This window comes from Polaromonas sp. P1_H6 (assembly GCF_056405195.1).
Map to the genome: position 1 here is coordinate 164,413 of NZ_JBFUCN010000012.1, position 25,361 is coordinate 189,773.

A 25,361-nucleotide genomic window follows, 5' to 3' on the forward strand; every position below is an offset into this window, starting at 1 on the left:
ATCAGGCGACGCCTCCTCTGGATGCCGGTAGTTCTTCGTCGGGTGTGGGCTCGCTGATGGTGGCATCGCACCCGTCCTCGGTATCATGGGGCGCAGCATTCGTGGAGCCTGCTGATGACGATACAGAGGTTGATGTGGAAAGCGCGCCGGGGATGCTCAGTTTTTCCGCCAGCCACGGGGCCAGCACATGGCTGAACATGCCCACCATCAAGCCGCCTACAAAGTCCTCGACCTTGATTACCACCGGTAAGGTAATCGAAGAGGTCCCGCGCGTAATCGCAATGATCAGCATGGCCAGTATGGCGCCCATCAGGCTGGAGGCGAACATGCTCCAAATCAAGTCAGCCGTTGTTTCTTCGATGTTTTTTGGCCTGGAGCGTAACAGTGGATAAAGGCCGGTGAAAAGCGTTAGCAGCAAAGCCCCCAGGATGCCACCGCATATCACCGCCGCTGGCGAGGACAGCATGGTGACAGGCTGGCGCGTGGCCGCCTGGGAGTTGTCGGCCCAGGTAGCTTCCACCATCACCTCATAGGCCTGCGTCGTATGGAAGTAGCGCTGCCAGCGTTGGTCCTTCTTGAGCGCTAGCTGTTTGCGCAATTGCAAGGTTTCGCCCGGCAGAATGGCCGTGAAGCCCGTAGCGCTGTCCGAAATATCCAGATCCTCGTAAACGTCGGCCAGACGGCCTATGGGGATGACCTTGATGCTCTGCGGTGTGATGCCGCTGCCTTTCGCGGCAGCATTGTTGCGAATCACCAGAATCAGAGGCAAGGGCTGCCCAAAAACCGCGGTCTTATCTGCATCGATCGACAGCGTTGCCATCGAGGCGGCGCCGGCCGCTGCTGCCCCGACCGGCAGTGCCAGCAGCGCGGGCAGCAAGGCAAGGCTGATCAGCACGGGGGTGATCAGGCGCTTCATCTGCCGCCTCCGCAGGATTTAAGGGCCTGGCGTGTGCGATCAAGCAGGCTTCGGGATTTCCCAAGGGCTTCGGGGGCCGCGCGACCGGCAAAATGATCGATGGCTTCGCGTGCACTGCTTGCCATGGATCTGCAGGCCGCGCTGCAAAGGCTGGTTCTCAGGGCGGCATCCGTTGCATTGGCGGCATCCTTGAAGCTCCAGCTCGAGCAGCTGGCAACCGCCCGTATCCAGATCCCGTAGGTTGCCGGGTAATAGATTTCAGGTGGCGCCTTTTCCATCCAACGCACCACCGGCTCCGCGGTATTGACGATTTCATAGCCATCCATCAAGGAATGAACACCTTCAAGGTAGGTGTCGCGTAGCCGGCCGGGAGGTAGCGGAGGACCCACCGGGCTCGCCAGTTCGTCCAGGTACCAGGCGCGAAACTCGGCCTCCTGTTTTAACCAGTATGCGGCCGCATCCGAGTCACCCGAGGCCTTGAGGGTGGCGGATGTCTTGTGCTGAAAATCGGCCACCTGCTTCAGGACTCGAGAGAGGTTTTCCGGGTCCGCGGCACGCGCGTCCTCGACATCCGTCTGCATCGCGGCGTCGCGAACACAATTGGCCAGGGCGACGGGTTGATTTCTTTTATAGGTGCTATTGGCCAGAAGTTCCAGGATCGCGTTGGCCTTTGCGGTAAAGGCGGCCGGCCAGGATGGGGGGCACAGCGACTGCGCCTTCGCCGACTGCGGCACCAAAAAGGCGGCGCACAGCGCAAGCTGCGCGAGGCCGATAGGGGTTAACGCGTTCATCCTCATACCCTCTCCTTTTTTAACCGCGCTTTGCGGTCATTGCCCTCTTTGCCGGGTGGATTTTTTTTCGAAGTCTATTCCTCACCCCGGCGGGTGTCCTCCTCTGTTTAAAGGATGCCGGCAAATTATTTTCAGGACCGGCGAGCCGCGTTGCCAGGCTGCGGGTAGATGGCGCACAAGCTTTTGGGCTGACTAGAGCGGTTTATCCCGCAGATTTTGTGAAAAGTCCGCGGTCTCTGCTTGCGGTGCCGGCGGGCGGTTGAGGCCCTGCCGTGGAATGCCAGCGGCACGGCAGAACCAGCGTGTGATCGTGGCTTATGTGCGTTCACACACCATCAACAACGCCATCCCATCCGGCGTCAACACCTCGCCCACCGCGCGAAACCCGGCTTTTTCATAACAGCGGATCGCGCGCGCATTGCGCGGGTCCGGGTCGGTCTGGATGCGGGTGACCTGCGGGTCGGCAAACAGCCTCTCCACCCAGGCCTTCACCATCGCCGTGCCCAGGCCCTTGCCCAGTTGCGCCGCGTCGGCAATCGACTGGTCTATGCCGCGCACGCCCGGGTCGGTCTCCGCTTCCCACCAGCCGCCGCCCGAACCCATGGCCACGTAAGACTGGATGTAGCCGAAGGGCTCACCGTCCAGCAGCGCGATATGCGGCTGCACCTGGGCCGGGTCATTGATCCAGGCTCCATAGTCGGCCTGCACCTCAGCGAGCGTAGGCGCCGGCCCCCACCACTCGGTCCAGTGCGGGCGCGACAGCCAGCTGTGCAGCAGGGGCAGGTCGGTCGTTTGCAGAGGCCGGAAGCTGAAGCGCCCGGCCGCCACGGCCTCCGGTGCGGGTGTATCGCCTATGTTCATTTGTGCGACCAGACCGCCAGCTCATAGCCGTCCGCGTCCTGGAAATGAAAGCGCCGCCCGCCCGGAAACGGAAAAATCTCGCGCTTGATGCGCCCCCCGGCTGCCAGCACGCTGTCACGCGCGGCTTCGAGTTTGTTCGCATACAAGACCACCAGCGGGCCGCCGGCAGGCGAGGGCGCCGCCTGCGTCGTGAAGCCGCCCTTCATCCCGCCGTCAGAGAACTCGGTGTACTGCGGGCCGTAGTCGGTAAAGGTCCAGCCAAAGGCCTTGCCGTAAAAGGCCTTGGCTTTGTCTATGTCGCTGACGTTGAGCTCCAGGTAATTGATGCGGCAGTTTTCGGTTGAAGTGGGTGTGGTGGGCGTGGCGGGCATGGGGTGTCTCCTGGAATCGTCAATCCGCCATTTTGCACAGGCGCTGCGCAACGATGCCGGCAGGGTTTTGTGAGTGGGCTACGTGAATTGCCTGCACTGCCTACAATCCATCAGAGCGTGGGCCTGTCGCCCGCTACCTTGATTCGGGCCCCTCACTTCATGACTTCAGCCGCTGCGCCTGGCGCCACCCGCTCTTCCACTCTGCCTGGTTCGTCCCTCTCTCCCGCCACCCGCCGCTCCATCCTGCTGCTCTCGTGTGCCACCTTCTCCAGCATGGTGGCCCAGCGCATTTGCGACGCCATGCTGCCCGAGCTCTCGCGCGTCTTCGCCGTCAGTCTCGCGCAGGCCGCGCAGGTCGTCTCGGTGTTTGCCGTCACCTACGGCATCTCGCAACTGTTTTATGGGCCGCTGGGCGACAGGCTGGGCAAGTTCCGCATCGTCACCTTTGCAGCACTGGGCTGCAGCGTCGGCAGCCTCGTGGCCGTGTTCGCCACCAGCCTCGACGTGCTGCTGCTGGCCCGCATCATGATGGCCCTGGGGGCTGCCGCGCTGATCCCGCTCGCCATGGCCTGGGTCGGCGACGCCGTGCCGCCCCATGAGCTGCAGGAGATGCTCACACGCACGGGGCTGGGCAGCACGCTGGGCATTGTCTGCGGCCAGTTGCTGGGCGGGCTGCTGACCGACGCGCTCGGCTGGCGCTGGGCGTTTGCCTTCCTGGTGCTGCTGTTTGGCACTGTGGGCTCGCTGCTGTGGGGCGATCTGCGCCGGCAGCAAAAAGCGCAGCCCGTCGCAGAGGCAATGCCAACATCGCAAGCGCCCGTGGCACGCCCGCATTTCATCAAACAGGCTTTGCTGATCGCCAGCCGCCCCTGGTCGCGCACCATTTTGCTGCTGGCCGTGATCGAAGGCGCCATGGGCTTTGGGGTGCTGGCCATGTGGGCCTCGCATCTGCACCATGCACTCGGTTTGTCGCTCTCGGTCTCAGGCGCCATCGTCGCGCTCTTCGGCCTGGGCGGCGTCGGCTACATGGCCGCAGGCCGCGCGCTGATCCCCCGCCTGGGCCAGCACGGCCTGGTGTTATTGGGTGGCGCGCTGCTCGGCATCAGCGCACTGGCGATTGCCTACATCCCGCACTGGGGCCCGGCCATCCCGGCCAGCCTGGTCGGTGGTTTTGGTTTTTTCATGTTCCACAACGTCATGCAGGCCAACGCCACCCAGATGGCGCCCGAAGCGCGCGGCACGGCCGTCTCACTGTTCGCGTCTTTCCTGTTCCTGGGCCAGTCCCTGGGCGTGGTGCTGGCCGCGGCCTTGATTGACCGCATAGGCACCAGCGCCGTGGTGGCGCTGGGGGGCGGGGTGATGGCGGCGGAGGGGGCTTATTTTGCTTGGGCGTTGAGGCGGCGGACGGTAAATTGATCATCCATCGCGGCGAGCGTATGACCTAAGGCTAGAGGGTTGGACCGGTACTCCTATGCATCGGTGATGCGCTGATAGACCAACCGACGATTCAATTCTTCTGATTGTCGAAACAACATCATCTCCTCCGATCGAAGGTTGTGCAGCGAATTCGTCTACTGCAGACTACCCCCTGCTTGGAAAGGGGAAAGCTGAGAATTATTAAGTACGCCGTGCAGAGAAATAAATTCAGCTTGAAGCAGCTATAAAACCGCTCAGACCAGAACGATAGATGACTCACGACACACCTACATCCTTCGCCGCATCGCCTTTACTGGATAACCTCACCAAGTCGCTTGGAGTCGCGACCGCGCTTCTGTTGCTCTTGTCTACAGCATTTGATTTTAGTTATCTCTATTCGCTCGGACTCGCGTTTGAAGATGTACCTACCAATCTGTCCGATCATGTCAGAAGTGCTCTAGTTTGGACTCCGAAGGCTGTAGTTTATGCATTGATATTTGCCCTATATGAAATGGCTGCTCGACGCTTAGAGGGAGGGCAATCTGAAGAGGAACTCATTCGTCTTTCTCCTCACCCCCGCTTCACTCGTTGGTTCCGCAAGAGCCCGGCCTATCTCTTTGGGGCTGTCGTTGTAATTTCTTTGATCACCGACTTTTTTCTCACAAACTCAAGTCGCGCACTTTATGTGGGAGCTCTGGTCGCATGGGGAACTCTGGCGTCATGGGTTGTTCGACATGAGCGACTAGGGGCTGCGTTTAGTCAAACTGGCCGTCGTCTTTTTCTGATTCTTCCTCTGCTGGGCATCTGGGTTGGCCTTCTGGGTTATGGGCAGGGGCGAGCCGTACTCGAGCAGAATTCTCCGAATTGGACCGTTGTTCTGAAAACAGAAGATGGCACTGAATCTCATGAACTCTTGGGACTTCGTCGCTTCTCCACAAGTGCGGTGCTTGTTGCCGTAGATCGAAAAGTTTCAGTGGTACCTAACGAGATGATTGTGTCAACCTCGCTTGTAAAGTCAAAGATAGATTCTCCGAATCGTCTATGCAGTTGGTTTGCTGTGGGATGCAAGTCCAGCGTCCCAGCTAAGTAAAACGGCCGATAGTTCAAAAAAAGAGGCAACCTGTGCAGTTCATCACCAGTGGTCCCGACATTCCAGATGCGCTTTTGCAGGCGCACGAGGAGGGCCGCGTGGTGTTTTTCTGTGGTGCTGGAATTTCCTATCCCGCAGGCTTGCCCGGCTTCAAGGGGTTGGTCGAAGATATCTACCGGCTGAACGGCACGACACCCACGGAAATTGAACGCGAAGCCTTAGATCGCGGACAGTTTGACGCGGCACTCGACCTGCTGGAGCGACGCCTGCCGGGGCAGCGCCTTGCAGTGCGTCGCGCTCTCGCTCAGACACTCAAACCCAAATTGCGTCGCAAGGGTTCAACCACTACCCATGAGGCACTGCTCCAGTTGGCGCGCCGCAGCCGTGGAGATGCGCTGCGTCTGGTAACCACCAACTTTGACCGTGTATTCCACATGGCGGCCAAACGCACAGGCCAAGCGTTCCAAGCATATGGCGCACCGATGCTGCCGATACCAAAGAACAGCCGCTGGGACGGGGTGGTGTACTTGCACGGCCTGCTGTCCGGCAAAGCGGACGACACTGCCCTGAACCGGTTGGTCGTCACCAGTGGTGATTTTGGTCTGGCCTATCTGACCGAGCGCTGGGCCGCACGCTTTGTCAGCGAGCTATTTCGCAATTACGTGGTCTGCTTCGTCGGTTACAGCATCAATGATCCTGTGCTACGGTACATGATGGATGCGCTGGCCGCAGACCGGATGCTGGGCGAAGTCACACCACAAGCCTGGGCGCTGGGTGACTATGAGTCAGGGCAGGAACACCGCAAGGCTATCGAGTGGGAAGCCAAGGGCGTTACCCCGATCCTGTACGAAGTTCCCGCCGGCAGTCACGACCATTCGGCGCTGCACAAGACCCTGCAGGCTTGGGCAGAAACTTACCGCGACGGAGTATTGGGCAAAGAGCGCATTGTCGTGAGCCATGCGTTGGCACGGCCCTCGGCAAGCACTCAACAAGATGACTTCGTCGGCCGAATGTTGTGGGCTTTGTCAGACAAGTCGGGACTACCTGCCAAAGGATTTGCGGAATTCAACCCTGTCCCGCCGCTGGACTGGCTGCTGGAGGCTTTCTCGATAGAGCGTTTTCAGCAAAGCGATCTGGCCCGTTTTGGTGTACCGTCGCGCGACAGGGTGGACACCGAGTTGCGCTTCAGCCTGATTCGACGGCCTGCACCCTATGATCGCTCACCGTCGATGTCGCTGGTCTTCGGTAGTATCACCGGCAGTCAGTGGGATGACGTAATGTTTCAGCTAGCTCGGTGGTTGGTACGCCACTTGGGTGACCCGAGGTTGGTCATTTGGATCGCGCAACGTGGCGGCCAGTTGCATGACCGCCTGTCATGGTTGATTGAGCACGAACTGGACCGCATTACCTCGTTGGAGCACGAAGGAAAGACCGCAGAGCTGGACGAAATCCGCTCGCACGCGGCCCAGTCTATCCCCAGCTTGTTGATGCGTACCCTCTGGCGTTTGCTGCTCAGCGGGCGAGTGAAGTCGCCGTGGCACCATTCCGATCTCTATCGCTGGAAAAGCCGGCTGAAGCGAGAGGGACTGACTACCACGCTACGGTTTGAGTTACGCGAAATTCTCGCGCCCCAAGTGTCACTGAAAAAGCCATTTCGGTGGAGCGATGAGAAAGAGAGTACAGACGAACCCACGCGAATCAAGCAGCTGGTGGACTGGGACTTGGTACTAGCTGCCGATCATGTGCTCTCGTCTCTGCTCGACGTTTCCGACAAAGACTGGACGTCTGTCTTGCCGCAGCTGCTCGAGGATTTTCAGCAACTTCTGCATGATGCGCTGGACCTGTTGCACGAGTTGGGTGAGGCCGATAACCGCAGTGACCGATCTTACTGGGACCTTCCTTCTATTAGTCCACATTGGCAGAACCGAGGATTCCACGACTGGGTGGCCCTGATCGAGTTGCTGCGCGATGCGTGGCTGGCGGTTCACAGCGATGACAGCGCCCGCGCTAAGCAGATTGCCCTGACGTGGTTTGATCTGCCATATCCCACTTTCAAACGATTGGCCCTTTTTGCTGCCAGCCAAGAGAATTGCATCGCAACCGAACAGTGGGTGAATTGGCTGTTGGCTGATGACGCTTGGTGGCTATGGTCGACAGATACCCAGCGAGAAGTGTTCAGACTATTGGTTCTGAAAGGGAACAAGCTGGAAGGAGTCAACCAGGAACGTCTGGAGTCCGCCATCTTGGCCGGCCCTCCGCGCAATATGTACAAGAATGATCTGGAACCGGATCGATGGCAAGACTTAGTAGCTCATTCAGTCTGGCTGCATCTCGCAAAATTGAAAGCCTCGAATCTCACGCTAGGGGCACTTGCAACAGCTCGCTTGGTGGATATATCCAATGCATACTCGAAGTGGCAGTTGGCGAACAATGAGAGTGATGAGTTCTCTCACTGGATGAGTGGTACTGGTGATCCGGACTACGAGGAAAGCCGAGATGTAGACATCGCGCCTCGAAAACGGCACGAGCTGATTCAATGGCTGATGAAGCCACAGCCCGAACGGCGACCGTTTTACGAGGACACGTGGCGCGATGTCTGCCGCACCCGTTTCTTTCACAGCCTGTACGCGCTATGCGATCTGGCGCGCGGTGGTATGTGGCCAGTCGGCCGATGGCGCGAGGCGCTCCAGGCATGGGGCGAAGAAGGAATGGTTATGCGGTCCTGGCGATACGCCGCACCTCTGGTGCTGACAATGCCTGACAGCGTAATCCAGGAGATTGCTCACGGTGTGACGTGGTGGATTGATACTGTTTCGAAGTCAACTAATCAGCACGAGGAGATTCTGCTGAACCTATGCCGCCGCGTTCTAGGCGTGCCTTTCGAAACAGGTACCGGGATGACGCGCAATGGAGAACCGATGGACCAATCCGTTACCGAGGCCATCAATCATCCGGTCGGGCATGTCACGCAGGCACTGATCAACCTTTGGTTCAAACGCAGTCCGAATGACAATGATCGGCTTCCAGCTGACATCGAGCCTTTTTTTACTGCACTGTGCGATGTGCAGGTGGACCGGTTTCGTCACGGCAGGGTACTGCTTAGTTCGCGATTGATAGCGATCTTCCGCGTCGACCGACCGTGGGCTGAGCAATACTTATTGCCCCTGTTCAGTTGGCACAATCCTGGCGAAGCAAAAGCTGCATGGGAAGGTTTCCTGTGGTCGCCGCGCTTGTACCAGCCGTTGATGATTGCGTTCAAGCCGCAGTTCCTGGAGAGCGCAAGTCATTACGTCGACTTAGGTGAACACCGACAGCAGTTCGCCTCCTTCCTGACTTACGCGGCGCTGGGACCGACAGAAGGCTATAGCGTGGACGAGTTCCGGTCCGCCATTGGAACACTGCCGCAAGAGGGTTTGGCGGAATCCGCACAGGCGCTCTATCAAGCTCTTGAAGGAGCCGCCGATCAGCGAGAGGACTATTGGAATAACCGTGTCCAGCCATTCTGGCAACACATTTGGCCAAAATCACGTGGCCTTGCAACTCCGCGAATCGCCGGATCATTGACCCGGGTGATTATTGCTGCCCGATCTGAGTTCCCGGCTGCTTTGGCTGCGATGCAAGATTGGCTCCAACCAATTGAGCACCCAAACTACGTTGTGCGCCTGCTGTACAAATCCGGTTTGTGTTCGCAATTCCCGACTGATGCGCTGCATCTGTTGGATATCGTGATAGCCGACCAGCAATGGGCTCCTCAGGAATTGGGGAAATGTTTGGACGAGATTGTGAAAGCTGCACCAAAGCTTGCTCAGGATGCCCGGTACCAGCGTTTACGCGAGTATTCGCGAAGAAGAGGAATTGCATAGCGGAGTAAGTTGGCCTCTCGTAGCGAGGCGAGTTCCCTTGACGATAGAAGCACGGCGAAAGTTGCGAAAGCGGCGAAATGTTGAAGGCTATGCATTTATCCCTCACCCTGTCCGAATCACCATCACAAACTCCGTCCCACTCTCAGGCAGCCACACCTCCCCGGGCCGTCCCAGGATCTGCCGCACCGCGGCATTGGCGCGGGGCAGGGGGATGGCCTCAAATTTCTCGCTGCCGGGGTCAAAGCGCAGCATCGCGTTGTTGCTCCACTCCGAGGCCCAGACCGTGTCTTTGTGGTCAACGTAGACCGCGTACACATGCGGGTCGGCGCCTGGGGCTTTGTATGTTTTCCAGCTATTGGCGCCTGTGCCGAGTGCCGGGTCGTGCATTGAGAGATTTCCGCTGCTCCATTCCGACACCCAGATGCGGCCCTTGCTGTCTGACCAGACCCTTCTTGCGCCTTGGCGCGGCGTGGGTGGTTCGACGATGCGGGACTCGCCGGTCTTGGGGTCCAGGTGGGCGATGAAGGAGCCGGCCAATGAACACCACCAGATATCGCCCTTGGGGGTGGCGCAGATGCCGTAGGGGCCGCGGCCGCGGGGGGAGTCTTTGACGGTCACGGTGCTGCTGCGCACGTCGACCTTGCCGACATAGCCGCTCTGGCCGGTGAACCACAGGTTGCCGTCGCCGTCGAAGGCGCAGGTGTTGAGGTTGGCATAGGGCGTGCCGGCGGGCAGGGGGAACACCTTCACCTGGCGCGAGGGCCAGGCCACGCGGGCAATGGCGTTTTGCCCGCCATCGGTGAGCCAGGCCGCGCCGTCGGGGCCGGCGATGACGCCGTGGGGTGACGAGCCGCCGCCCAAAGCAATCAATTCAGTCTTGCCGCTGCGCGGGTCGAACCAGCCCAGGTGGCCGCTGCGCTGGGCCGAAAACCAGACGCCGCCGTCGGGCGCGGGCGCGATGTCGTGTATGCCGGTGGCGGCGCGGGTGTTGAGGGGCCAGGATTGCAGGCGCGCTGCGGCGGTAGGCGTTGGTGTTTGTGCGCGGGCCAGGCCGGGCAGCAGCAGGGCGGCGGCGGGCAGGGCCGCGAGGGCGGTGCGGCGGGTGGGGTGGTGGTTTTGCTGCACAAGCATGGGAATGCCTCCTGCGCATAGCTTTCTTGTGCATGCGCCGCACGCGGCGAGGGGTCACCGCCCAGGCATTGTGGCGTTTATGGCCAGTGCCATCAACGGGGCTTTTCCCCGCTCATCCCGCTCGCCCCGCCCGCTTTCTTGACGCGGTCTGCGTTGGTGGTGCTGCGGCTGCCTTTGAGGTGCATCTCGACGTCGGCCGCCCTGTCGCCGACGGCCTCAATCGCTTCGCGCAACTGCTCGGGGCTGACGTTGAATTTTTTGGCCCAGACCTGGGCGGCGAAGGGGTCCTTGAGCTCGATGAGCTCCGGCTCTGTGCCGGGCATGGGGCGGGGTGCTGCAAAGCGGGGTGCCATGGCGGTCTCCTGGGCTGGGCTCAGCGGGGCCTGTCTGACGCCGTGGCCGAGGCCGAGGGCCTTGCGCGGCCCGGCGCGCTGTCGGCGCGGCTGCTACCCCTGAGGTAGCGTTCGACATTGCTGGCCGTGTCGCCGACGGCGGCGATGGCGCGGCGCAGCTGTTCGGGGCTCACGCCCAGGCGCTCGGTCCAGGTGCCGGTGTCGGAGCGGTCATTGAGGTTGATGCGGTCCGGCTGAACATGGGGGTAATAGGGGATGAAGCTCATGCGGTCGTCTCCTGTCTTCTTTATCAAATCCAGCTTAGGGCGGCGCGGGCGCGCTGTTTGTAGGCGCTGGCCGTGTTTTGGGATGGGCGGCGGCCTGGGCCGGGGCGGCGAATTTGGGCTTCCGGCGGGGGATTTTGGCTGCGCCGCCGTCCTACAAAAGGGGTTTACAGCGCCGAATTAGACTTGCGGGTAATGAAGAACCCCTTCCAGACCCCATTCATGAGCTCTTTAGCCACCCGCATCCGCGCATTCGCGGCCACCATTCCCGGCCGGCTGGCCGCCTTGCGCCACCCCACCTGGCGTGGTGTGGGCCTGGGGCTGGCGGCGATCCCGGTCACCTTGCTGCTGTACATCGTGATCCTGATCCCGTTTACGCCCAGCATCAGCGACCTGCTCAAGGCCAAGACGGCCAAGCCCTCGGTGCTGATGTCGGTGGACGGCAAGGAGCTGGCGAGCTTCCAGCGCGCCAACCGCGACTGGGTCAAGCTGGACGCGATTTCGCCGAATGTGGTGGCGGCGCTGATCGCGACCGAGGACCATCGCTTTTACGACCACCACGGCATGGACTTCCGGCGCACGGTGTCGTCGGTGCTGCTGACGCTCACCGGCCGCAAGCAGGGCGGCTCGACGCTCACGCAGCAGCTGGCGCGCAATATGTACCCCGAGGAGATAGGCCGCTCGGCGACGCTGACGCGCAAGCTCAAGGAGGCGATCACGGCCTTCAAGATAGAGGCGGTCTACAGCAAGGACGAGATCCTCGAGAGCTACCTTAACACCGTGCCCTTCCTGTACAACGCCTACGGCATCGAGATGGCGGCGCGCACCTATTTCGACAAGTCGGCCAGCGAGCTGGACGTGCTGCAAAGCGCCACGCTGGTGGGCATGCTCAAGGGCGCGAGTTATTACAACCCGGTGTCCAGCCCGGAGCGCGCGCTGCAGCGCCGCAACACCGTGCTGATGCAGATGGTCAAGCACCACAAGCTGCCGGAAGACAAGGTCGCGGCGCTCAAGAAGAAGCCGCTGAAGATCGACTTCGAGCGGCTGGACCCGGAGTTCGGCGAGATGCCGCACCTGGCGCAGCAGCTGCGGCGCTGGCTGATCGAGTGGGCCGACCGCAACGACTACAACATCTATGCCGACGGCCTGGTGGTGCACACCACCATCGATTCGCGCCTGCAGGCCATGGCCAACAAGGCGCTGGTGGCGCAGGGCGACCGGCTGCAGAAAATCGTGGCGGGCGACTGGCGCTTCAATTCGGGCTGGAAGGCCAAAAGCGGCGCGCAGCGCGAGCTGGCCCTGGCCTTTGTGCGCGACACCCAAGAGTACAAGGCGGCGCGCGCGGCGGGGCAGACGGACGAACTGGCCCTCAAGGTTTTGCTGGCCAATGCCGATTTCATGCAGGCGCTGAAGGACGACAAGACGCGGCTGCAGGCCGGCTTCATGGCGATGGACCCGAGCAACGGCCAGGTGCGGGCCTGGGTCGGCAGCCGGGATTTTGCGGACGACCAGTTCGACCACGTGCAGCAGGCGCGCCGCCAGCCGGGCTCGACCTTCAAGCCTTTTGTGTACGGGGCGGCCTTTGAGGACGGCGCGCGGCAGACCGACGGGTTTATCGACGGCGTGGTGGAAATCCCGCTGGGCAACGGCGCCTTCTGGCGGCCCACCGACGGCGGTGGGCCCAGCGGCGAGTTCATGAGCCTGCGCCAGGGTTTGATGTTCTCCAAGAACACCATCACGGCGCAGGTGATGCAGGTGGTGGGCCCGGCCCACGTGGCCAAGCTGGCGAAGGCCATGGGCGTGCGGCAAAGCAAGCTGGAAGAAGTGCCGTCGCTGGCGCTGGGTACCAGCCCGGTGACGCTCAAGGAAATGGTCTCGGCCTACGGCACGCTGGCCAATGACGGCCGCTACATCGAGCCCATCATCGTCATGCGGGTGGAAGACCGCAACGGCAAGGTGCTGGAAGAGTTCCAGCCCAAGCTGCCGGAGACGGTGATGGCGGCCACGGTGGCGCAGACGCTGCTGGACGTGATGCGCGGCGTGATCGACCAGGGCACGGGCGCGGCGATACGCAGCCGCTACGGCCTGCGCGCCGACTTCGCCGGCAAGACCGGCACGACGCAAGGCAACACCGACGGCTGGTTCGTGATGATGCACCCGCAGCTGGTGGCCGGCGCCTGGGTGGGCTTTAACGACAACCGCGTGACCATGGGCGACAGCTGGGGGCAGGGGGCGCGCAGCGCGCTGCCTATCGTGGGCGAGTTTTTCCAGCAGGCGATCAAGGCCAAGGTGGTGGATGCGGAGATGCGCTTTCCGGCGCCGCAGGGCGGCGGCGTGACGGACGTGGAACAGCAGCGCATCGAAGCCCTGCTCAACGGCGCCGAGCCGCCGCAGGAAGGCCAGCCGGGCGTGGTGCCGGCGGGCGTGGGCATGGCGGGTGCGGCCCCAACCGCGGAAGGCGGCGCGCCGCGCTGGCAGCCCGCGCCGGTGATCAAGTACGTGACGATCCAGGTGCCGGCTGAAAACACGCCGCCGGCCGTGCAGGGTGGGGATTCGGGTGGTACGTCCCCCGGTGTTGTGTTGCAGCCGCCTACGCCTGTGCCTGTAGAAAAACTGCAGGTGTTTCCGGGCGTGGTTGTTGGCGCGCCTATCGCGCCTCGGTAATTCTTGCTCCCTCTCCCTCTGGGAGAGGGCAGGGGCTGAGCGCTGCGGCTCCAGATGCGCCTGCGCGCATCTGGACAGCGCGAAGAAGCCCAGGCTCAGCCTGGGCTGCGGTCTGCAAGACAGGGCCAGCGGCCTATGCATAAAGCCGTGGGCCATTGATCCGCCGCTGGCCCTCACCCCAACCCTCTCCCAGGGGGAGAGGGGGTAATACCGGCCGCGGGCTGCTTCTTGCTCCCTCTCCCTCTGGGAGAGGGCAGGGGTGAGGGCTAGCGGCCTGTGCATAAAGCCGTGGGCTGTTGATCCGCCGCTGGCCCTTACCCCAACCCTCTCCCATGGGGAGAGGGAGTAATACCGGCCTCAGCGCTTTTTAGCCGCCCGCCGCTTCTTGCCCGCCACCGGCACGCCCATATTCACAAAACTCGCATTCCCCAGCCCCGTGCCCACGGTCAGCACGGCCCAGCGCTTGACGCCCTGCATGAAGGGTAGCTCCGACAAGCCCTGCACCACCGCGTCGTTGTGCAGCCGCACCTGCATGTCGTGGCCGCCGAGTTTCGGCAGGCTTTCGCAGAGGTGCTGCGCGAGGTTGAAGCGTGGGCTTTCCCAGTTGCCGGGCAGGTTTTGCGCACCTGAAGAGATGGAGCCGTCCTCGGCAATCATGCCGGGGCAGGCCACGCCGACAAAGGGCGCGAGCTTGAGGCCCTTGCCCTCGGCCTGTTTGATGAGCTTTTTGAGCATGGCGGCGATGCCTTGCACCAGGTCTTCGCGGCGGGTGGCGTCGGCATCGCCGGCGTGGCCCCATTTGCGCAGGCCGCTGACCCTGACGTCGGTGAGGTCGGGCGTCTTGCGCGCGCGCGGCCGCACGATGCCGCAGCGCACATTGGTGCCGCCTATGTCGACGGCCAGGAAGCCGTCGTAGCCGGACAGCACCTCGGGCGGCGCCAGGTGCACCCAGCCCATGAGGCCGCCTTCGTCGGGGTGGTGGCGCAATGTCATCAGGTGCACGCGGCTGCCGCGCTGGTAGAGCAGCTCGGCCGTGCGGTCTATGGCGAGCTCGCCGACCAGGCTTTGCCGGAAACCGCCGCCGACCACGATGCGCCGCACGCCCTGCCATGAAGCATGGGTCAGGAAGCGCCGCACCACGCGGGCCAGTTGCCAGGCGTAGTCTTCCGAGGCGGCGGAGATGATGGCCGCGGCCTTGCCGTTGCGCCTGAGCAGCTCGTCGAGCCGTTTCTTGCCGATCTCCGCCGTGGGTTTGCGGCCCAGCGGGTCCAGCCCGCTGATGCGGCGGTAAAGCTTGCGCCAGGCGTCCAGCATTTCGCTGTAGGCGGTGCGGCTGACGCTGTCGCCGGCAAAGCCTTCGCCGTCGTGCAGCTGCAGGCTATAGCCCTGGATGGTGACGGCGGGCCGGCGCAGGCCGCCGTGCGTGAGTTCGTCGGGCAGGGATGCCGGGGCGTTGGCGTTTTTTCGAGAGATTTTGCGGGGCATGGCCTCATGGTGGGCGCCGGCCGGAAGGCGTACCAGCGGCGAAGGCGCTACGGCCCCGTCAGCCAATGCCTTGCGGCGCGCACGGCAAATCGGCCGGTGGAAACCGGCCGATTTGAAGATGCGCGAAGGCGCGAAAGTTGAAGGTCCCTGGAGGACCTCTATTCATCAAGGCTTGAGAGGATCGCGCTCCAGGTCTTTTTTCACTTCCTTGTTCAGGTCCTTGATGTTTTCCTTTACGTCGCCGGCGGCTTTCTGGGCCTTGCCTTCGAATTCACGGGCGTGGCCCTTGGCCTGCTGCTCGGTGCTGCCGACCATCTTGCCGGTGTGCTCCTGCACTTCACCGGCGACTTCCTTGATCTTGCCTTTGACCTGGTCCTTGTTCATGGGAATACCTTTCAGGGGTTGGAGGGATATGGACTTTCCATGGGACTTTCCATGCCTTCACTGGTGATGAAAGGGTCATGAAAAATTCCATGGCTTCACCTTAGGCCCGGCCCAAAGCGCGGCGCGCAGGGAGGGGGCGCGCATGGGTGTGGGTTGCCGCCTACAACTTGCCGCCCCGGCTTCAATTTCGTGCGTAGGGGGATGTCTTTTGATGTGACAAGCCGTGCCGCTGAGGGGTAGACTGGTTTGAATGCGACATTGTGCAAGTGCTGCAAGCGGCGGAAACATCCGGGCGCTGTTCATCACCATGGCGCCCGGAGTGAACAACATCGAAGACTTGTCATCATGAAACAGAACCTTTTTTTCTGGGGCTTGCTGGGAGGCGCCTCCCTGCTGCACGCGCAGTCCGCGTGGTTCACGGTGCTGGGCGACCCGCAGGATCCCCTGGTCAACACCATCGAGGTGGATCCCATCCCGGTGTCGGTGCAGGGCGAGGTGCGCACGATGAAGATACGCGTGAGCCGCTCCAAGCCGCGCACCAGCTGGGACGGCGTGCCCTACCGCTCCTACACCTCGACCGTGCAGTTCGACTGCGCGCACAAAAACGCGCGCTACCTCTCGCTGGATTTTTACCAGCAGCCGCTGTGGCAGGGTGAGTCGCACAAGACCTCGACCTACGCCGAGGGCGTGGTCAGGCGCATGGAGTTTGTCGACGTGACACCCAACCCGACGCAGCGGCTGGTCCGCGCGGCCTGCCGGAACACAGATACGCCCAAGACATAGTGCCCTTGTGCCTTCGCGGGGCCGGCGCTACGATGAAGAGACCGCCGCGTTGGGAGTGGCGGCAACCTCAGAAGAAAGGCTTCTCCTCATGCCGCAACTCATCGCATCGGTCGAAGGCGTCGAAATCAAGCATGTCTACCTGAAGAGCGACCGCACCACGCTGGGCCGCAGGCCGTACAACGACATCGTGTTCGACAACCTGGTGGTCAGCGGCGAGCACTGCGTGTTTGAGCTCAAGGGCATCGCCGACGTCTACCTGCGCGACCTGGGCAGCACCAACGGCACCTACCTGAACGGCCATATGGTCAAGGCGCGCGAGCTGCTGCACGACAACGACATCATCAACATCGGCAACTTCAGGATCCAGTACCTGGCGACCTCCGAGCATGAGGCGCAGGCCGAAAGCCAGGAAACCACCGCGATGTCGCTCGATGCGATAGGGCTGCCCGGTACCACCGGCGCGCTGCAGGCCAGCCTCAAGGTGCTGTCGGGCTCATCGGCGGGCCTGGAAATGGCGGTGGTCAAGGCGGTGACCACCTTCGGCCAGCCGGGCGTGGCGGTGGTGTCGATCTCGCACCGGCGCGACGGCTACTACGTGGCCCACATGGACGGCGAGACGCCGTCGACGCTCAACGGCAAGCCTATAAGTGCCAAGGCGACGCCATTGGCGCACAACGACGTGCTGAACCTGGCGGGGACCGAGATGGAGTTCCTGCTTAAAGGGGCTTAGCCGAAGCCCTAAACAATCGAACTGCTGGGATTGGTGCTGGAGTAGCGGATGCGGTCGCGCCGCGGCTCTTCACCGGCCAGGCGCAGGGCGAAGGCCCGGGCCAGTGACTGCAGCTTGAGGGTGGACTTCAGGTGCAGCGGCGTCATGCCGGTTTTGGTGAGGTCCGAGGCATTGCTGGACACGCGTGAAAGCTGCGGCCGCTCGAGCCTGGCGGGGGCGGCGCGGCGGGCGCGTTCGGCGGTCGCCAGCTTGCCGGCTTCGCTGATGGCGGCGCCCAGGAATTTCTCGCGCAGCAGCGCGGCGCTGGGCCGACGCTGGCTTTCGATGATCCAGTAGGGGATGCCGGCGCGGGCCAGAAGTTCGCGCTTGAAGGCATGGTTGCGGCCGGTCACCTCGCCGCGGCCCAGCACGTCGATGCAGCCCAGCACCGTGCCTTTCTGGTCGGCCAGCGCGCAGGAAAAATTCAAGGTGCCCAGCAGCGCCTGCCAGTGGGCGTCGCCGCCGCGCTGGTTGGGCTCGATAAAACCGGTGAAGGGGATCTTGGGCAGGATGCGGTGTTCGGGAAAGACTTCTTCGAGCCAGCGCCAGACCTGGAGTTCGTCGCGGCTGGTCAGGGGTTTGGCGCGCAGGGCATGGTTGCGCGCGACCTTTTTGCGGTTGGCCACCACATGGGACAGCCAGCGTTCATAACCGAGGGCACCCAGGGCCACACTGCCGACAAAGATGAAAAATCCGATCAGAAAACTGCTGCCTGTCATTGTTCGCGTCCCGAGTCGCCCGAAGTTGTTATCGTCCTGAGAGGGGGCGTAGCTGCCGATCCCCGCCCGTGTTTATAAGGTACATTCTGCGGTTTTCGTGAACTAGTTCACAAATTTTTGCGAACGGTCGTTCTAAAACTACAGCGATGCCGGCCGGCCGGATACGTCCTTGGTTCTCATTTCCTGGTTCTCCCTTCCCAATGAAACAAACTCCCACAGGCGGCCTGGTCTATTCCACCGAGGCCGGAAGAATGTGCCCCGGCTGCCGCCGGCCGTTGGCGGCCTGCGCCTGCAAGCAGGCGGTGGCCGCGGCGGGCGGCCCGGTGCGCGTGAGCCGAGAAAGCAAGGGTCGGGGCGGCAAGACCGTGACCGTGGTCAAGGGCCTGCCGCTGGACGCCATGGCGCTGGCGCTGCTGGGCAAGCAGCTGCGCGCCGCCTGCGGCTCGGGCGGCACGGCCAAGGACGGCGTGATCGAGGTGCAGGGCGACCATTGCGAGCGCGTGATGGCGGAACTGCAGAAGCAGGGCTACGCGCCCAAACGGGCAGGCGGCTAGGCTTATATATATGAACCCCGACGACCTGCTCCTGCTGGTGACCCGCGAAATGCCTTTCGGCAAACACAAGGGCACGCTGATCGCCGACCTGCCGGGCAATTACCTGAACTGGTTTGCCCGCGAGGGTTTCCCCAAAGGGGAAATCGGCCGCCTGCTGGCGCTGATGCAGGAAATCGATCACAACGGCCTGAAGCCGCTGCTGGACCCGCTGCGACGTAAATAAAACCACCGTTCTCCTGCATTTGCAGTATTGCCGCGGCGGGTGTTCCTGCGCAGAATCCTTGCACCCGCGTTGCCCGGCATGGGGCCGCACACCGGGCGTACTGTTCGCACGAGGTGATCCGCATGGCTTACGAGCTGCCCCTGGAAACCAGGGCCAGGAAAATGATGGCGAAGTTCCGCACCCAGGAATGGCTGGGTTTCGCCGCGGGTTTCCTGATTTTTGCCGCCGCCGACCTGCTGCGCGCCTGGCTGGCGCCGCAGCTTCCCGCATGGATGGTGCGCGGCTGGTTTTTTCCCATCATCGCGCTGGCCTCGGTGGTCGCGATCTACCTGTCGGTGTCCATGCACAAGGCGCTCAAGAAGCACAGCGCGGTCGACCCGCAGCGGCGCCGCGAGATGTGCCTGCTGTTCCTGCTGGGCTCGCAGGACCAGCAGGGCCTGAGGCTCATGAATCGCTTTGCCATGGCGGCGAATATGCATGCGCTGAGTTTTGGGATGGCGCTGGGGCTGCTGCTGTTCAGTTTGGTCCGCATTTAGAACTGCGAATAAATTCTGAGCGGCTCTGGTTTTTCTTTCTCCCTCTCCCCCTGGGAGAGGGCAGGGGTGAGGGCTGGCGGCCTGGGCATGACGCAGTGGGCTATTGAGACGCCGCTGGCCCTCACCCCAACCCTCTCCCAGAGGGAGAGGGAGTAAGAACTGAAGGCCTTAAAGAATCGCAGCCAGACGGGTTCCTTGATCTATTGCCCGCTTGGCGTCGAGTTCGCCCGCCTCATGCGCGCCACCTATCAAATGCGTCTTGACGCCGGCCGCGCGCAGCGGCTCCAGCAGTTCGCGCAGCGGCTCCTGTCCGGCGCACAGCACGATGTTGTCGACGGTGAGCACGGTGCCGTCCAGGCGCTTTTCGCCGAAGGTGATGAACAGGCCCAGGTCCGGGCCCTGCTCGCCTATGCGTTCGTAGTTGACGCCCGAGAGCATCTCGACGTTTTTCATTTTCAGCGCGGCGCGGTGTATCCAGCCGGTGGTCTTGCCCAGGCCGGCGCCCAGCTTGCCGGGCTTGCGCTGCAGCAGCGTGACCTGGCGCGCGGGCGGCGTGGCTTGCGGGCGCACCACGCCGCCGCGCACCTCGCCGGGGTCGGCCACGCCCCATTCGGCCAGCCAGGCGGGCAGGTCGAGCGCGGTGGAATGGCCTGCCGGCGTGACCAGGAATTCGGCGACGTCAAAACCGATGCCGCCCGCGCCTATGAGGGCCACACGCTCGCCCACGGGCTGGCGGCCCAGCAGCACGTCGATGTAGCTGAGCACCTTGGGATGCTCCTGGCCGGGGATGCGCGGGTTGCGCGGCGTGACGCCGGTGGCGAGTATGACCTCGTCGAACTTGCCGGCGATCAGGTCTTGCGCGCTGATACGGGTGTTCAGGTGCAGGCGCACGCCGGTGCCGAGGATGCGCTGGCCGAAATAGCGCAGGGTTTCCTCGAACTCTTCCTTGCCGGGCACGCGCTTGGCCAGGTTGAACTGGCCGCCTATCTTGTCGGCCGCGTCGTACAAGTCCACGCTGTGGCCGCGCAGGGCCAGCGTGGTGGCGGCGGCCAGGCCGGCGGGGCCGGCGCCTATGACGGCGACGCGCTTTTTGGCGGCAGTGATCTTGATGACGAGTTCGGTCTCATGCACGGCGCGCGGGTTGACCAGGCAGCTCGCCAGCTTGGCCTGGAAGGCGTGGTCAAGGCAGGCCTGGTTGCAGGCGATGCAGGTGTTGATCTCATCGCGCCGGCCCTGGGCCGCCTTGTTGACGAAGTCCGGGTCGGCCAGGAAGGGGCGCGCCATGCTGACCATGTCGGCGCAGCCGTCGGCCAGCACCTGCTCGGCGACTTCGGGCATGTTCAGGCGGTTGCTGGTGACGACGGGAATGGTGAGGCCGGCTGCGCGCAGGTCGGTGCGCAGCTTTTTGGTGACCCAGGTGAAGGCGCCGCGCGGCACCGAGGTGGCAATCGTCGGCACGCGGGCCTCGTGCCAGCCTATGCCGCTGTTGATCAGGGTGGCGCCGGCGGCCTCGACGGCCTTGGCCAGCAGCACGACTTCCTCCCAGCTGCTGCCGCCGGGGATCAGGTCGATCATCGAGAGGCGGTAGATGATGATGAAGTCGGGGCCCACGGCCTCGCGCGTGCGGCGCACGATCTCGACGGCCAGGCGCATGCGGTTGGCGTAGCTGCCGCCCCAGTCGTCGCTGCGCTGGTTGGTGTGGGTGACCAGGAACTGGTTGATGAAATAGCCTTCGCTGCCCATGATCTCGACGCCGTCGTAGCCGGCGTCGCGCGCCAGCATGGCGCAGCGTATGAAGGCGCGGATCTGCCGCTCTATGCCGCCCACGCTGAGCTCGCGCGGCGTGAAGGGCGAGATCGGGCTCTGGATGCGTGAGGGCGCGACGCACAGCGGGTGGTAGCCGTAGCGGCCGGTGTGCAGGATCTGCAGCGCGATCTTGCCGCCTTCCGCATGCACGGCATCGGTGACCTGCTTGTGGCGGCGCGCCGCACCCGAGCTGGCGAGCATGCCGGCGAAGGGTTTGGTCCAGCCGGCGATGTTGGGCGCGAAGCCGCCGGTGACCATCAGGCCCACGCCGCCGCGCGCGCGTTCGGCGAAGTAGGCGGCCATGGCGGGAAAGTGTTTGCGCCCGTCTTCCAGGCCGGTGTGCATGCTGCCCATGAGCACGCGGTTCTTGAGGGTGGTGAAGCCCAGGTCCAGCGGGGCCAGCAGGTGGGGATAAGCGGAAGGACCGGAGGGGCCCGACGCAGGGTTGGAAGATGGGGTCGCGGCCAAAAGCGGGTCTCCTGTCAAAACTGCCTGCATCGTAGTCGCAACAGGGGGAGCGACAAAGCCCGCCGGGTACTCTAGGGGACAGTCTCTATGCGGGCTCGGTGCTTACCCTGAAGCCCTTGCGGTGTTGTCCGACACGGCGCGGGCGGCAGGGCTGCTACCTTGAAAGCATGGCCAGAAACACCACCAGCCCCACACGCGCCAAGACCGGCGAAGGCGCGCCCGTGCCGCACCCGCCCCACAGTGAGCCGGACGATGCCGCCGACGGCAACGATGCCAGCACCCTGATCGAAAAACCCATGAAGCCCGCGGAGCCCGGCGTGGCCGGCAAGCTCAGGCAGCACAGCTTTCCCGACGGCGGCGGCAGCGGCGGCGCCGAGGCCTTCCGGCGCACGCCGGGCCGGGGAAAACCTTCACCCGGGGTTTGACCGAAGTTTGACCGGCGCCTGATGAAGATCGCGACCTTCAACGTCAACGGCATCAAGACGCGCTTGCCGCAGTTGCTTGATTGGCTGGAGAAGGAAGCGCCTGACGTGGCCTGCCTGCAGGAACTCAAGGCGCTGGACGGCGTGTTCCCGCAGCAGGCCCTGCGCGAGGCGGGTTATGAAGCCTTGTGGAAAGGCCAGCGATCCTGGAACGGCGTGGCGATTCTGGCCAAAGGCCAGGCGCCGCTGGAGATACGCCGCGAGCTGCCCGGCGACCCGGCCGACGACCAGAGCCGCTACCTGGAAGCGGCGGTGGACGGCATCGTCGTGGCCTGCCTCTACCTGCCCAACGGCAACCCGCAGCCCGGCCCGAAGTTTGATTACAAGCTGGCCTGGTTCAGCCGCCTGCAGGCGCACGCAAAGGCGCTGTATGCCTCGGAGCACCCGGTGGTGCTGGCCGGCGACTTCAATGTGGTGCCGACGGACTTCGACATCTACAACCCCAAGTCATGGCGCAAGGATGCGCTGCTGCAGCCCGAAAGCCGCGCGGCCTATGAAAAGCTGCTGGCCCAAGGCTGGGTGGACAGCCTGCGCGCGCTGCACCCGGACGAGCGCATCTACACCTTCTGGGATTACTTCCGCCAGCACTGGCAGCGCGATGCGGGCCTGCGCATAGACCACATCCTGCTGAACGCCGCGCTCGCGCCGCGCCTGAAAGCCGCGGGCGTGGACCGCTGGGTGCGCGGGCAGGAGCACGCGAGCGACCATGCGCCGGTGTGGGTGGAGCTGGGGGCCAGGGCGCGCGCGCCGCGCAAGGCCGTCGCCAAAAAAGCCGCGCCCAAAAAGCGCGCGGCGGCCAAGGCTTAACGGCTCTTCTTGATCGCCTGCGCGGCCTGCGTGACAAGGTCCGGGCCCTTGTAAATCAGCCCGGTGTAGATCTGCACCACGTCGGCGCCGGCCTTGATCTTGGAAACGGCGTCGGCGCCGCTCAAAATGCCGCCCACGCCGATGATGGGGAAGCCCTTGCCGAGCGCCGCGCGCAGCTGGGTGATGACGCGGTTGCTGGCTTCGAGCACCGGTGCGCCGCTCAGGCCGCCGGCTTCTTCGGCATGGCGCATGCCTTTGACGGCATCGCGGCTGAGCGTGGTGTTGGTGGCGACCACGCCGTCCATGGCGTGGCGCTGCAGCGTGGCGGCGATGACGGCCACCTGGGCTTCGTCGAGGTCGGGCGCGATCTTCACGAAGATGGGCACGCGCTTGCCATGCTGCGCGGCCAGGGCCTCGCGGCGCTCGGCGATGCGGCCCAGCAGGGCGTCGAGCGCCTCGTCGCTTTGCAGCGCGCGCAGGTTTTTGGTGTTGGGGCTGGAGATGTTGACGGTGACGTAGTCGGCATGCGGGTAGACGCCGTCCAGGCAGACCAGGTAGTCGTCGACCGCGTTTTCAATCGGGGTGGCGGCGTTCTTGCCGATGTTCAGGCCCAGCAGCAGGCCGCCTTGCGCGCCGGGCTTGCGCACGCTGGAGCGCCGCACATTGGCCAGGAAGGCGTCCAGGCCTTCGTTGTTGAAGCCCAGGCGGTTGATCAGCGCGTTGGCCTCGGGCAGTCGGAACATGCGCGGCTTGGGGTTTCCGGGCTGGCCCTTGGGGGTGACGGTGCCGACCTCGACAAAGCCGAAACCCATGGCGGCCAGGCCGTCGATGCAGCGGGCGTTTTTGTCCAGCCCGGCAGCCAGGCCGACGCGGTTGGGGAACTTGAGGCCGGCCAGCTCTATCGGGTCGCTGACGCGGCTGGACAGGTAGGCCAGGGCCAGCGGCGTGCCCTGGGTGCGCGCCAGCGAGGCCATGGTCAGCTCGTGGGCGGTTTCGGCGTCCAGGCCAAATAAAAAGGGACGGGCCAGGGCGTAGGGGAGCAGGGACATTGGATAATTCGGTGGAGGTGGCTTGTACTGGCCCCGATTGTCGCAAAACCCGTTTCACCTTCCGATTTCCCCCTCCCAACACTCCCATGACCCAAGACGAACTCAAAACCCTGGTCGGCCAGGCCGCCCTGCACTATGTGGAAGAAGGCAGCATTGTCGGCGTCGGCACCGGCTCCACGGTCAACAAATTCATCGACGCGCTGGCCACCATGAAGGACCGCATCAAGGGCGCGGTGTCCAGCTCGGTGGCGTCCACCGAACGCCTGCAGGCGCTGGGCATCAAGGTCTTCGATGCGACGGAGGTCGACGAGCTGGGCGTCTACATCGACGGTGCCGATGAAATCGACAACGCGGGCCATATGGTCAAGGGCGGCGGTGCGGCGCTTACGCGCGAAAAAATCGTGGCCGCGCAGTCGCACAAGTTCGTCTGCATCGCCGACGAATCCAAGCTGGTGCCGGTGCTGGGCAATTTCCCGCTGCCGGTGGAAGTGATCCCGATGGCCACCCAGCGCATCGCGCGCCAGTTCGCGGCGCTGGGCGGCACAGCCGTGCTGCGCCTGAAGGACGGCAAGCCGCTGGTGACCGACAACGGCCAGCACATCCTGGACGTGACCGGCCTGAAGATCACCGACCCGCTGGCTTTTGAGACCCAGGTCAGCCAGTGGCCGGGCGTGGTGACGGTGGGGGTGTTCGCCTTCCAGAAAGCCCATGTGTGCCTGCTGGGCGCGCCGGGCGGCGTGAAGACGCTGGTGTTCTAGGAAGCTTCACGGCCTGCGGACAGGCCCTGAAAGCAAAACGCCGGGTGAGAACCCGGCGTTTTGCGTTGGAGGACAGCCTTGCTTAGAACTTGATGCCGGTCGGGTTTTCCGCCGCGGGTGGCGGCGGGGCTGCAGGTGCGGGCGCCGCGGCGGCGCGGGCTGGGCCGTTGCCCGTGGCCGATGGCGCGGTGACGGCCACCAGGGGCGTGGCAGCCGGTGGGCGGTAGCTGGACGGCAGCACCGAGGCGGGGGGGTAGCCGGCGGCGTTCAGGAACTGAGTCCATTCCACATCGGAAAAGCCCTTGAGCTGCTGGCTGCCGATGGTGGCGAAGGGCAGGGAGGTATCGCCGCTGAGCCGCTGCAAGGCCTTGAAGTCCTCGGTGGTGATGACGGTGCGCTCGGAAAACGGGATGCCGCGGTTGGTCAGCATGGATTTGGCGATGCCGCAGGGGCTGCAGTCGTTGCCGGAATACAGGGTGACCGGGTATTTGTTGGCGATTTGCCGCAATTCGAAAGGCAGGCCGGTGGGGGCCGCGCCACCGGGGCCGCCGGTATTGGCCGCGCTGACCTTGGCATTGGTGGCCGCGGGCGGCGGCTGGTCGGAGAAGGTCACCTTGCCGTCGGGGCCGACGATGCGGTAGACCGGCTGGGCTTGGGCCAGGGGCGAAAAAAGACCGCCCGCGAGCACTGCCAGGGCCAGCAGGGTGTGGGGCGCGAGGGATTTCACGGCATTTGTCTTCATGGTGTTCCAGTCGGTCTCAGGTACGGGTAGGGGGAAACAGGGATAGGACAAGCTTAACGCAGGCCCTGCAAGTCTCA

Annotated in this window: 25 protein-coding genes; 12 read left to right on the forward strand and 13 right to left on the reverse strand. The window is 63.6% G+C overall.

Features of this window, described 5'->3' with window-relative positions; translation table 11 throughout:
• Position 1: 1 nt before the first annotated feature.
• From AC1D1F_RS13245 to AC1D1F_RS13260, 4 genes are all read right to left on the reverse strand, one after another.
• On the reverse strand, positions 2-916 hold the full coding sequence (locus AC1D1F_RS13245) for a hypothetical protein (RefSeq protein ID WP_477696424.1): 915 nt from the start codon (positions 914-916) through the stop codon (positions 2-4).
• A complete protein-coding gene (locus AC1D1F_RS13250) occupies positions 913-1,713 on the reverse strand; it encodes a hypothetical protein (protein ID WP_477677254.1) in 801 nt (266 codons plus the stop codon). The genes AC1D1F_RS13245 and AC1D1F_RS13250 overlap by 4 nt, the downstream gene beginning before the upstream one ends.
• Positions 1,714-2,022: 309 nt before the next feature.
• Positions 2,023-2,568: a GNAT family N-acetyltransferase gene (locus AC1D1F_RS13255; protein ID WP_477677255.1), complete on the reverse strand. Its 546-nt coding sequence runs from the start codon at positions 2,566-2,568 to the stop codon at positions 2,023-2,025.
• On the reverse strand, positions 2,565-2,939 hold the full coding sequence (locus AC1D1F_RS13260; protein WP_477677256.1) for a VOC family protein: 375 nt from the start codon (positions 2,937-2,939) through the stop codon (positions 2,565-2,567). Before AC1D1F_RS13260 ends, AC1D1F_RS13255 begins: the two co-directional genes overlap by 4 nt.
• 159 nt (positions 2,940-3,098) lie before the next feature.
• Here AC1D1F_RS13260 and AC1D1F_RS13265 point away from each other — a divergent pair, with 159 nt between their 5' ends.
• From AC1D1F_RS13265 to dsr1, 3 genes are all read left to right on the forward strand, one after another.
• Positions 3,099-4,355, forward strand: a complete 1,257-nt coding sequence (locus tag AC1D1F_RS13265; protein ID WP_477696423.1) for an MFS transporter — start codon at positions 3,099-3,101, stop codon at positions 4,353-4,355.
• Positions 4,356-4,626: 271 nt separating this feature from the next.
• Entirely contained in the window at positions 4,627-5,445 is an 819-nt protein-coding gene (locus AC1D1F_RS13270; RefSeq protein ID WP_477677258.1) for a hypothetical protein, read from the forward strand.
• Between the two features lie 32 nt (positions 5,446-5,477).
• Positions 5,478-9,308, forward strand: a complete 3,831-nt coding sequence (dsr1, locus tag AC1D1F_RS13275; protein WP_477696422.1) for an anti-phage defense-associated sirtuin Dsr1 — start codon at positions 5,478-5,480, stop codon at positions 9,306-9,308.
• A gap of 102 nt (positions 9,309-9,410) precedes the next feature.
• Here dsr1 and AC1D1F_RS13280 read toward each other — a convergent pair whose 3' ends face one another.
• The 3 genes from AC1D1F_RS13280 to AC1D1F_RS13290 all read right to left on the reverse strand — a co-directional run bounded on the left by AC1D1F_RS13280 (position 9,411) and on the right by AC1D1F_RS13290 (position 11,058).
• Positions 9,411-10,439, reverse strand: a complete 1,029-nt coding sequence (locus tag AC1D1F_RS13280; protein ID WP_477677260.1) for a Vgb family protein — start codon at positions 10,437-10,439, stop codon at positions 9,411-9,413.
• A gap of 92 nt (positions 10,440-10,531) precedes the next feature.
• Positions 10,532-10,792, reverse strand: a complete 261-nt coding sequence (locus tag AC1D1F_RS13285) for a DUF3606 domain-containing protein (protein ID WP_477677261.1) — start codon at positions 10,790-10,792, stop codon at positions 10,532-10,534.
• 20 nt (positions 10,793-10,812) lie between these two features.
• The gene (locus AC1D1F_RS13290) at positions 10,813-11,058 is read right to left on the reverse strand and encodes a DUF3606 domain-containing protein (protein WP_477677262.1); all 246 of its coding nucleotides are present in this window, start codon (positions 11,056-11,058) and stop codon (positions 10,813-10,815) included.
• A 219-nt stretch (positions 11,059-11,277) separates the two neighbouring features.
• Here AC1D1F_RS13290 and AC1D1F_RS13295 point away from each other — a divergent pair, with 219 nt between their 5' ends.
• Positions 11,278-13,719, forward strand: a complete 2,442-nt coding sequence (locus AC1D1F_RS13295; protein WP_477677263.1) for a penicillin-binding protein 1A — start codon at positions 11,278-11,280, stop codon at positions 13,717-13,719.
• A 357-nt stretch (positions 13,720-14,076) separates the two neighbouring features.
• Here AC1D1F_RS13295 and AC1D1F_RS13300 read toward each other — a convergent pair whose 3' ends face one another.
• Together AC1D1F_RS13300 and AC1D1F_RS13305 are read right to left on the reverse strand one after the other, a co-directional pair.
• Complete coding sequence (locus AC1D1F_RS13300; protein ID WP_477677264.1) at positions 14,077-15,204, reverse strand: ROK family protein; 1,128 nt, start codon at positions 15,202-15,204, stop codon at positions 14,077-14,079.
• Between the two features lie 165 nt (positions 15,205-15,369).
• Positions 15,370-15,588: a CsbD family protein gene (locus AC1D1F_RS13305; protein WP_477654029.1), complete on the reverse strand. Its 219-nt coding sequence runs from the start codon at positions 15,586-15,588 to the stop codon at positions 15,370-15,372.
• Positions 15,589-15,933: 345 nt separating this feature from the next.
• On the opposite strand from AC1D1F_RS13305, the gene AC1D1F_RS13310 reads away from it, so the two are divergent.
• Together AC1D1F_RS13310 and AC1D1F_RS13315 are read left to right on the forward strand one after the other, a co-directional pair.
• The gene (locus tag AC1D1F_RS13310; RefSeq protein WP_477696420.1) at positions 15,934-16,371 is read left to right on the forward strand and encodes a surface-adhesin E family protein; all 438 of its coding nucleotides are present in this window, start codon (positions 15,934-15,936) and stop codon (positions 16,369-16,371) included.
• A gap of 88 nt (positions 16,372-16,459) precedes the next feature.
• Positions 16,460-17,101 (forward strand): FHA domain-containing protein, encoded by a 642-nt coding sequence (locus AC1D1F_RS13315; RefSeq protein WP_477654027.1) that lies wholly within the window; start codon positions 16,460-16,462, stop codon positions 17,099-17,101.
• Between the two features lie 8 nt (positions 17,102-17,109).
• Here AC1D1F_RS13315 and AC1D1F_RS13320 read toward each other — a convergent pair whose 3' ends face one another.
• Positions 17,110-17,859, reverse strand: a complete 750-nt coding sequence (locus AC1D1F_RS13320; protein ID WP_477678669.1) for a DUF2726 domain-containing protein — start codon at positions 17,857-17,859, stop codon at positions 17,110-17,112.
• Between the two features lie 200 nt (positions 17,860-18,059).
• Between AC1D1F_RS13320 and AC1D1F_RS13325 the strand changes: the two genes are divergently transcribed.
• The 3 genes from AC1D1F_RS13325 to AC1D1F_RS13335 all read left to right on the forward strand — a co-directional run bounded on the left by AC1D1F_RS13325 (position 18,060) and on the right by AC1D1F_RS13335 (position 19,172).
• The gene (locus tag AC1D1F_RS13325) at positions 18,060-18,413 is read left to right on the forward strand and encodes a translation initiation factor Sui1 (RefSeq protein ID WP_477654025.1); all 354 of its coding nucleotides are present in this window, start codon (positions 18,060-18,062) and stop codon (positions 18,411-18,413) included.
• A gap of 10 nt (positions 18,414-18,423) precedes the next feature.
• Positions 18,424-18,636, forward strand: a complete 213-nt coding sequence (locus AC1D1F_RS13330) for a DUF3820 family protein (RefSeq protein ID WP_436154996.1) — start codon at positions 18,424-18,426, stop codon at positions 18,634-18,636.
• Between the two features lie 122 nt (positions 18,637-18,758).
• A complete protein-coding gene (locus tag AC1D1F_RS13335) occupies positions 18,759-19,172 on the forward strand; it encodes a hypothetical protein (RefSeq protein ID WP_477678670.1) in 414 nt (137 codons plus the stop codon).
• A gap of 168 nt (positions 19,173-19,340) precedes the next feature.
• Here the strand turns inward: AC1D1F_RS13335 and AC1D1F_RS13340 are convergent, their stop codons facing one another.
• Positions 19,341-21,446 carry an oxidoreductase gene (locus AC1D1F_RS13340; RefSeq protein ID WP_477700749.1) on the reverse strand — a complete coding sequence of 702 codons (2,106 nt, stop codon included), beginning with the start codon at positions 21,444-21,446 and terminating at the stop codon, positions 19,341-19,343.
• Positions 21,447-21,613: 167 nt separating this feature from the next.
• Here AC1D1F_RS13340 and AC1D1F_RS13345 point away from each other — a divergent pair, with 167 nt between their 5' ends.
• Both AC1D1F_RS13345 and xth read left to right on the forward strand, forming a co-directional pair.
• Positions 21,614-21,871 carry a hypothetical protein gene (locus AC1D1F_RS13345; protein ID WP_477676808.1) on the forward strand — a complete coding sequence of 86 codons (258 nt, stop codon included), beginning with the start codon at positions 21,614-21,616 and terminating at the stop codon, positions 21,869-21,871.
• 21 nt (positions 21,872-21,892) lie between these two features.
• Positions 21,893-22,735, forward strand: a complete 843-nt coding sequence (xth, locus tag AC1D1F_RS13350; protein WP_477676809.1) for an exodeoxyribonuclease III — start codon at positions 21,893-21,895, stop codon at positions 22,733-22,735.
• On the opposite strand, the gene AC1D1F_RS13355 is transcribed toward xth, so the two are convergent.
• Positions 22,732-23,784, reverse strand: a complete 1,053-nt coding sequence (locus AC1D1F_RS13355; protein WP_477696418.1) for a quinone-dependent dihydroorotate dehydrogenase — start codon at positions 23,782-23,784, stop codon at positions 22,732-22,734. The genes xth and AC1D1F_RS13355 overlap by 4 nt on opposite strands.
• An 86-nt stretch (positions 23,785-23,870) precedes the next feature.
• Here AC1D1F_RS13355 and rpiA point away from each other — a divergent pair, with 86 nt between their 5' ends.
• On the forward strand, positions 23,871-24,542 hold the full coding sequence (rpiA, locus tag AC1D1F_RS13360; RefSeq protein WP_477676811.1) for a ribose-5-phosphate isomerase RpiA: 672 nt from the start codon (positions 23,871-23,873) through the stop codon (positions 24,540-24,542).
• A gap of 82 nt (positions 24,543-24,624) precedes the next feature.
• Here the strand turns inward: rpiA and AC1D1F_RS13365 are convergent, their stop codons facing one another.
• Positions 24,625-25,284 carry a glutaredoxin family protein gene (locus tag AC1D1F_RS13365; RefSeq protein WP_477676812.1) on the reverse strand — a complete coding sequence of 220 codons (660 nt, stop codon included), beginning with the start codon at positions 25,282-25,284 and terminating at the stop codon, positions 24,625-24,627.
• Between the last annotated feature and the right edge of the window lie 77 nt (positions 25,285-25,361).

Coding starts and splice junctions, on each gene's coding strand:
- AC1D1F_RS13305 (WP_477654029.1), bottom strand. CDS start 15,588: ATGAACAAGGACCAGGTCAAAGGCAAGATCAAGGAAGTCGCCGGTGAA.
- AC1D1F_RS13355 (WP_477696418.1), bottom strand. CDS start 23,784: ATGTCCCTGCTCCCCTACGCCCTGGCCCGTCCCTTTTTATTTGGCCTG.
- AC1D1F_RS13365 (WP_477676812.1), bottom strand. CDS start 25,284: ATGAAGACAAATGCCGTGAAATCCCTCGCGCCCCACACCCTGCTGGCC.
- AC1D1F_RS13295 (WP_477677263.1), top strand. CDS start 11,278: ATGAGCTCTTTAGCCACCCGCATCCGCGCATTCGCGGCCACCATTCCC.
- AC1D1F_RS13265 (WP_477696423.1), top strand. CDS start 3,099: ATGACTTCAGCCGCTGCGCCTGGCGCCACCCGCTCTTCCACTCTGCCT.
- AC1D1F_RS13260 (WP_477677256.1), bottom strand. CDS start 2,939: ATGCCCGCCACGCCCACCACACCCACTTCAACCGAAAACTGCCGCATC.
- AC1D1F_RS13330 (WP_436154996.1), top strand. CDS start 18,424: ATGAACCCCGACGACCTGCTCCTGCTGGTGACCCGCGAAATGCCTTTC.
- AC1D1F_RS13325 (WP_477654025.1), top strand. CDS start 18,060: ATGAAACAAACTCCCACAGGCGGCCTGGTCTATTCCACCGAGGCCGGA.
- AC1D1F_RS13270 (WP_477677258.1), top strand. CDS start 4,627: ATGACTCACGACACACCTACATCCTTCGCCGCATCGCCTTTACTGGAT.
- AC1D1F_RS13335 (WP_477678670.1), top strand. CDS start 18,759: ATGGCTTACGAGCTGCCCCTGGAAACCAGGGCCAGGAAAATGATGGCG.
- AC1D1F_RS13320 (WP_477678669.1), bottom strand. CDS start 17,859: ATGACAGGCAGCAGTTTTCTGATCGGATTTTTCATCTTTGTCGGCAGT.
- AC1D1F_RS13285 (WP_477677261.1), bottom strand. CDS start 10,792: ATGGCACCCCGCTTTGCAGCACCCCGCCCCATGCCCGGCACAGAGCCG.
- AC1D1F_RS13345 (WP_477676808.1), top strand. CDS start 21,614: ATGGCCAGAAACACCACCAGCCCCACACGCGCCAAGACCGGCGAAGGC.
- AC1D1F_RS13255 (WP_477677255.1), bottom strand. CDS start 2,568: ATGAACATAGGCGATACACCCGCACCGGAGGCCGTGGCGGCCGGGCGC.
- rpiA (WP_477676811.1), top strand. CDS start 23,871: ATGACCCAAGACGAACTCAAAACCCTGGTCGGCCAGGCCGCCCTGCAC.
- AC1D1F_RS13300 (WP_477677264.1), bottom strand. CDS start 15,204: ATGCCCCGCAAAATCTCTCGAAAAAACGCCAACGCCCCGGCATCCCTG.
- AC1D1F_RS13290 (WP_477677262.1), bottom strand. CDS start 11,058: ATGAGCTTCATCCCCTATTACCCCCATGTTCAGCCGGACCGCATCAAC.
- AC1D1F_RS13245 (WP_477696424.1), bottom strand. CDS start 916: ATGAAGCGCCTGATCACCCCCGTGCTGATCAGCCTTGCCTTGCTGCCC.
- AC1D1F_RS13315 (WP_477654027.1), top strand. CDS start 16,460: ATGCCGCAACTCATCGCATCGGTCGAAGGCGTCGAAATCAAGCATGTC.
- AC1D1F_RS13280 (WP_477677260.1), bottom strand. CDS start 10,439: ATGCTTGTGCAGCAAAACCACCACCCCACCCGCCGCACCGCCCTCGCG.
- AC1D1F_RS13250 (WP_477677254.1), bottom strand. CDS start 1,713: ATGAGGATGAACGCGTTAACCCCTATCGGCCTCGCGCAGCTTGCGCTG.
- xth (WP_477676809.1), top strand. CDS start 21,893: ATGAAGATCGCGACCTTCAACGTCAACGGCATCAAGACGCGCTTGCCG.
- AC1D1F_RS13310 (WP_477696420.1), top strand. CDS start 15,934: ATGAAACAGAACCTTTTTTTCTGGGGCTTGCTGGGAGGCGCCTCCCTG.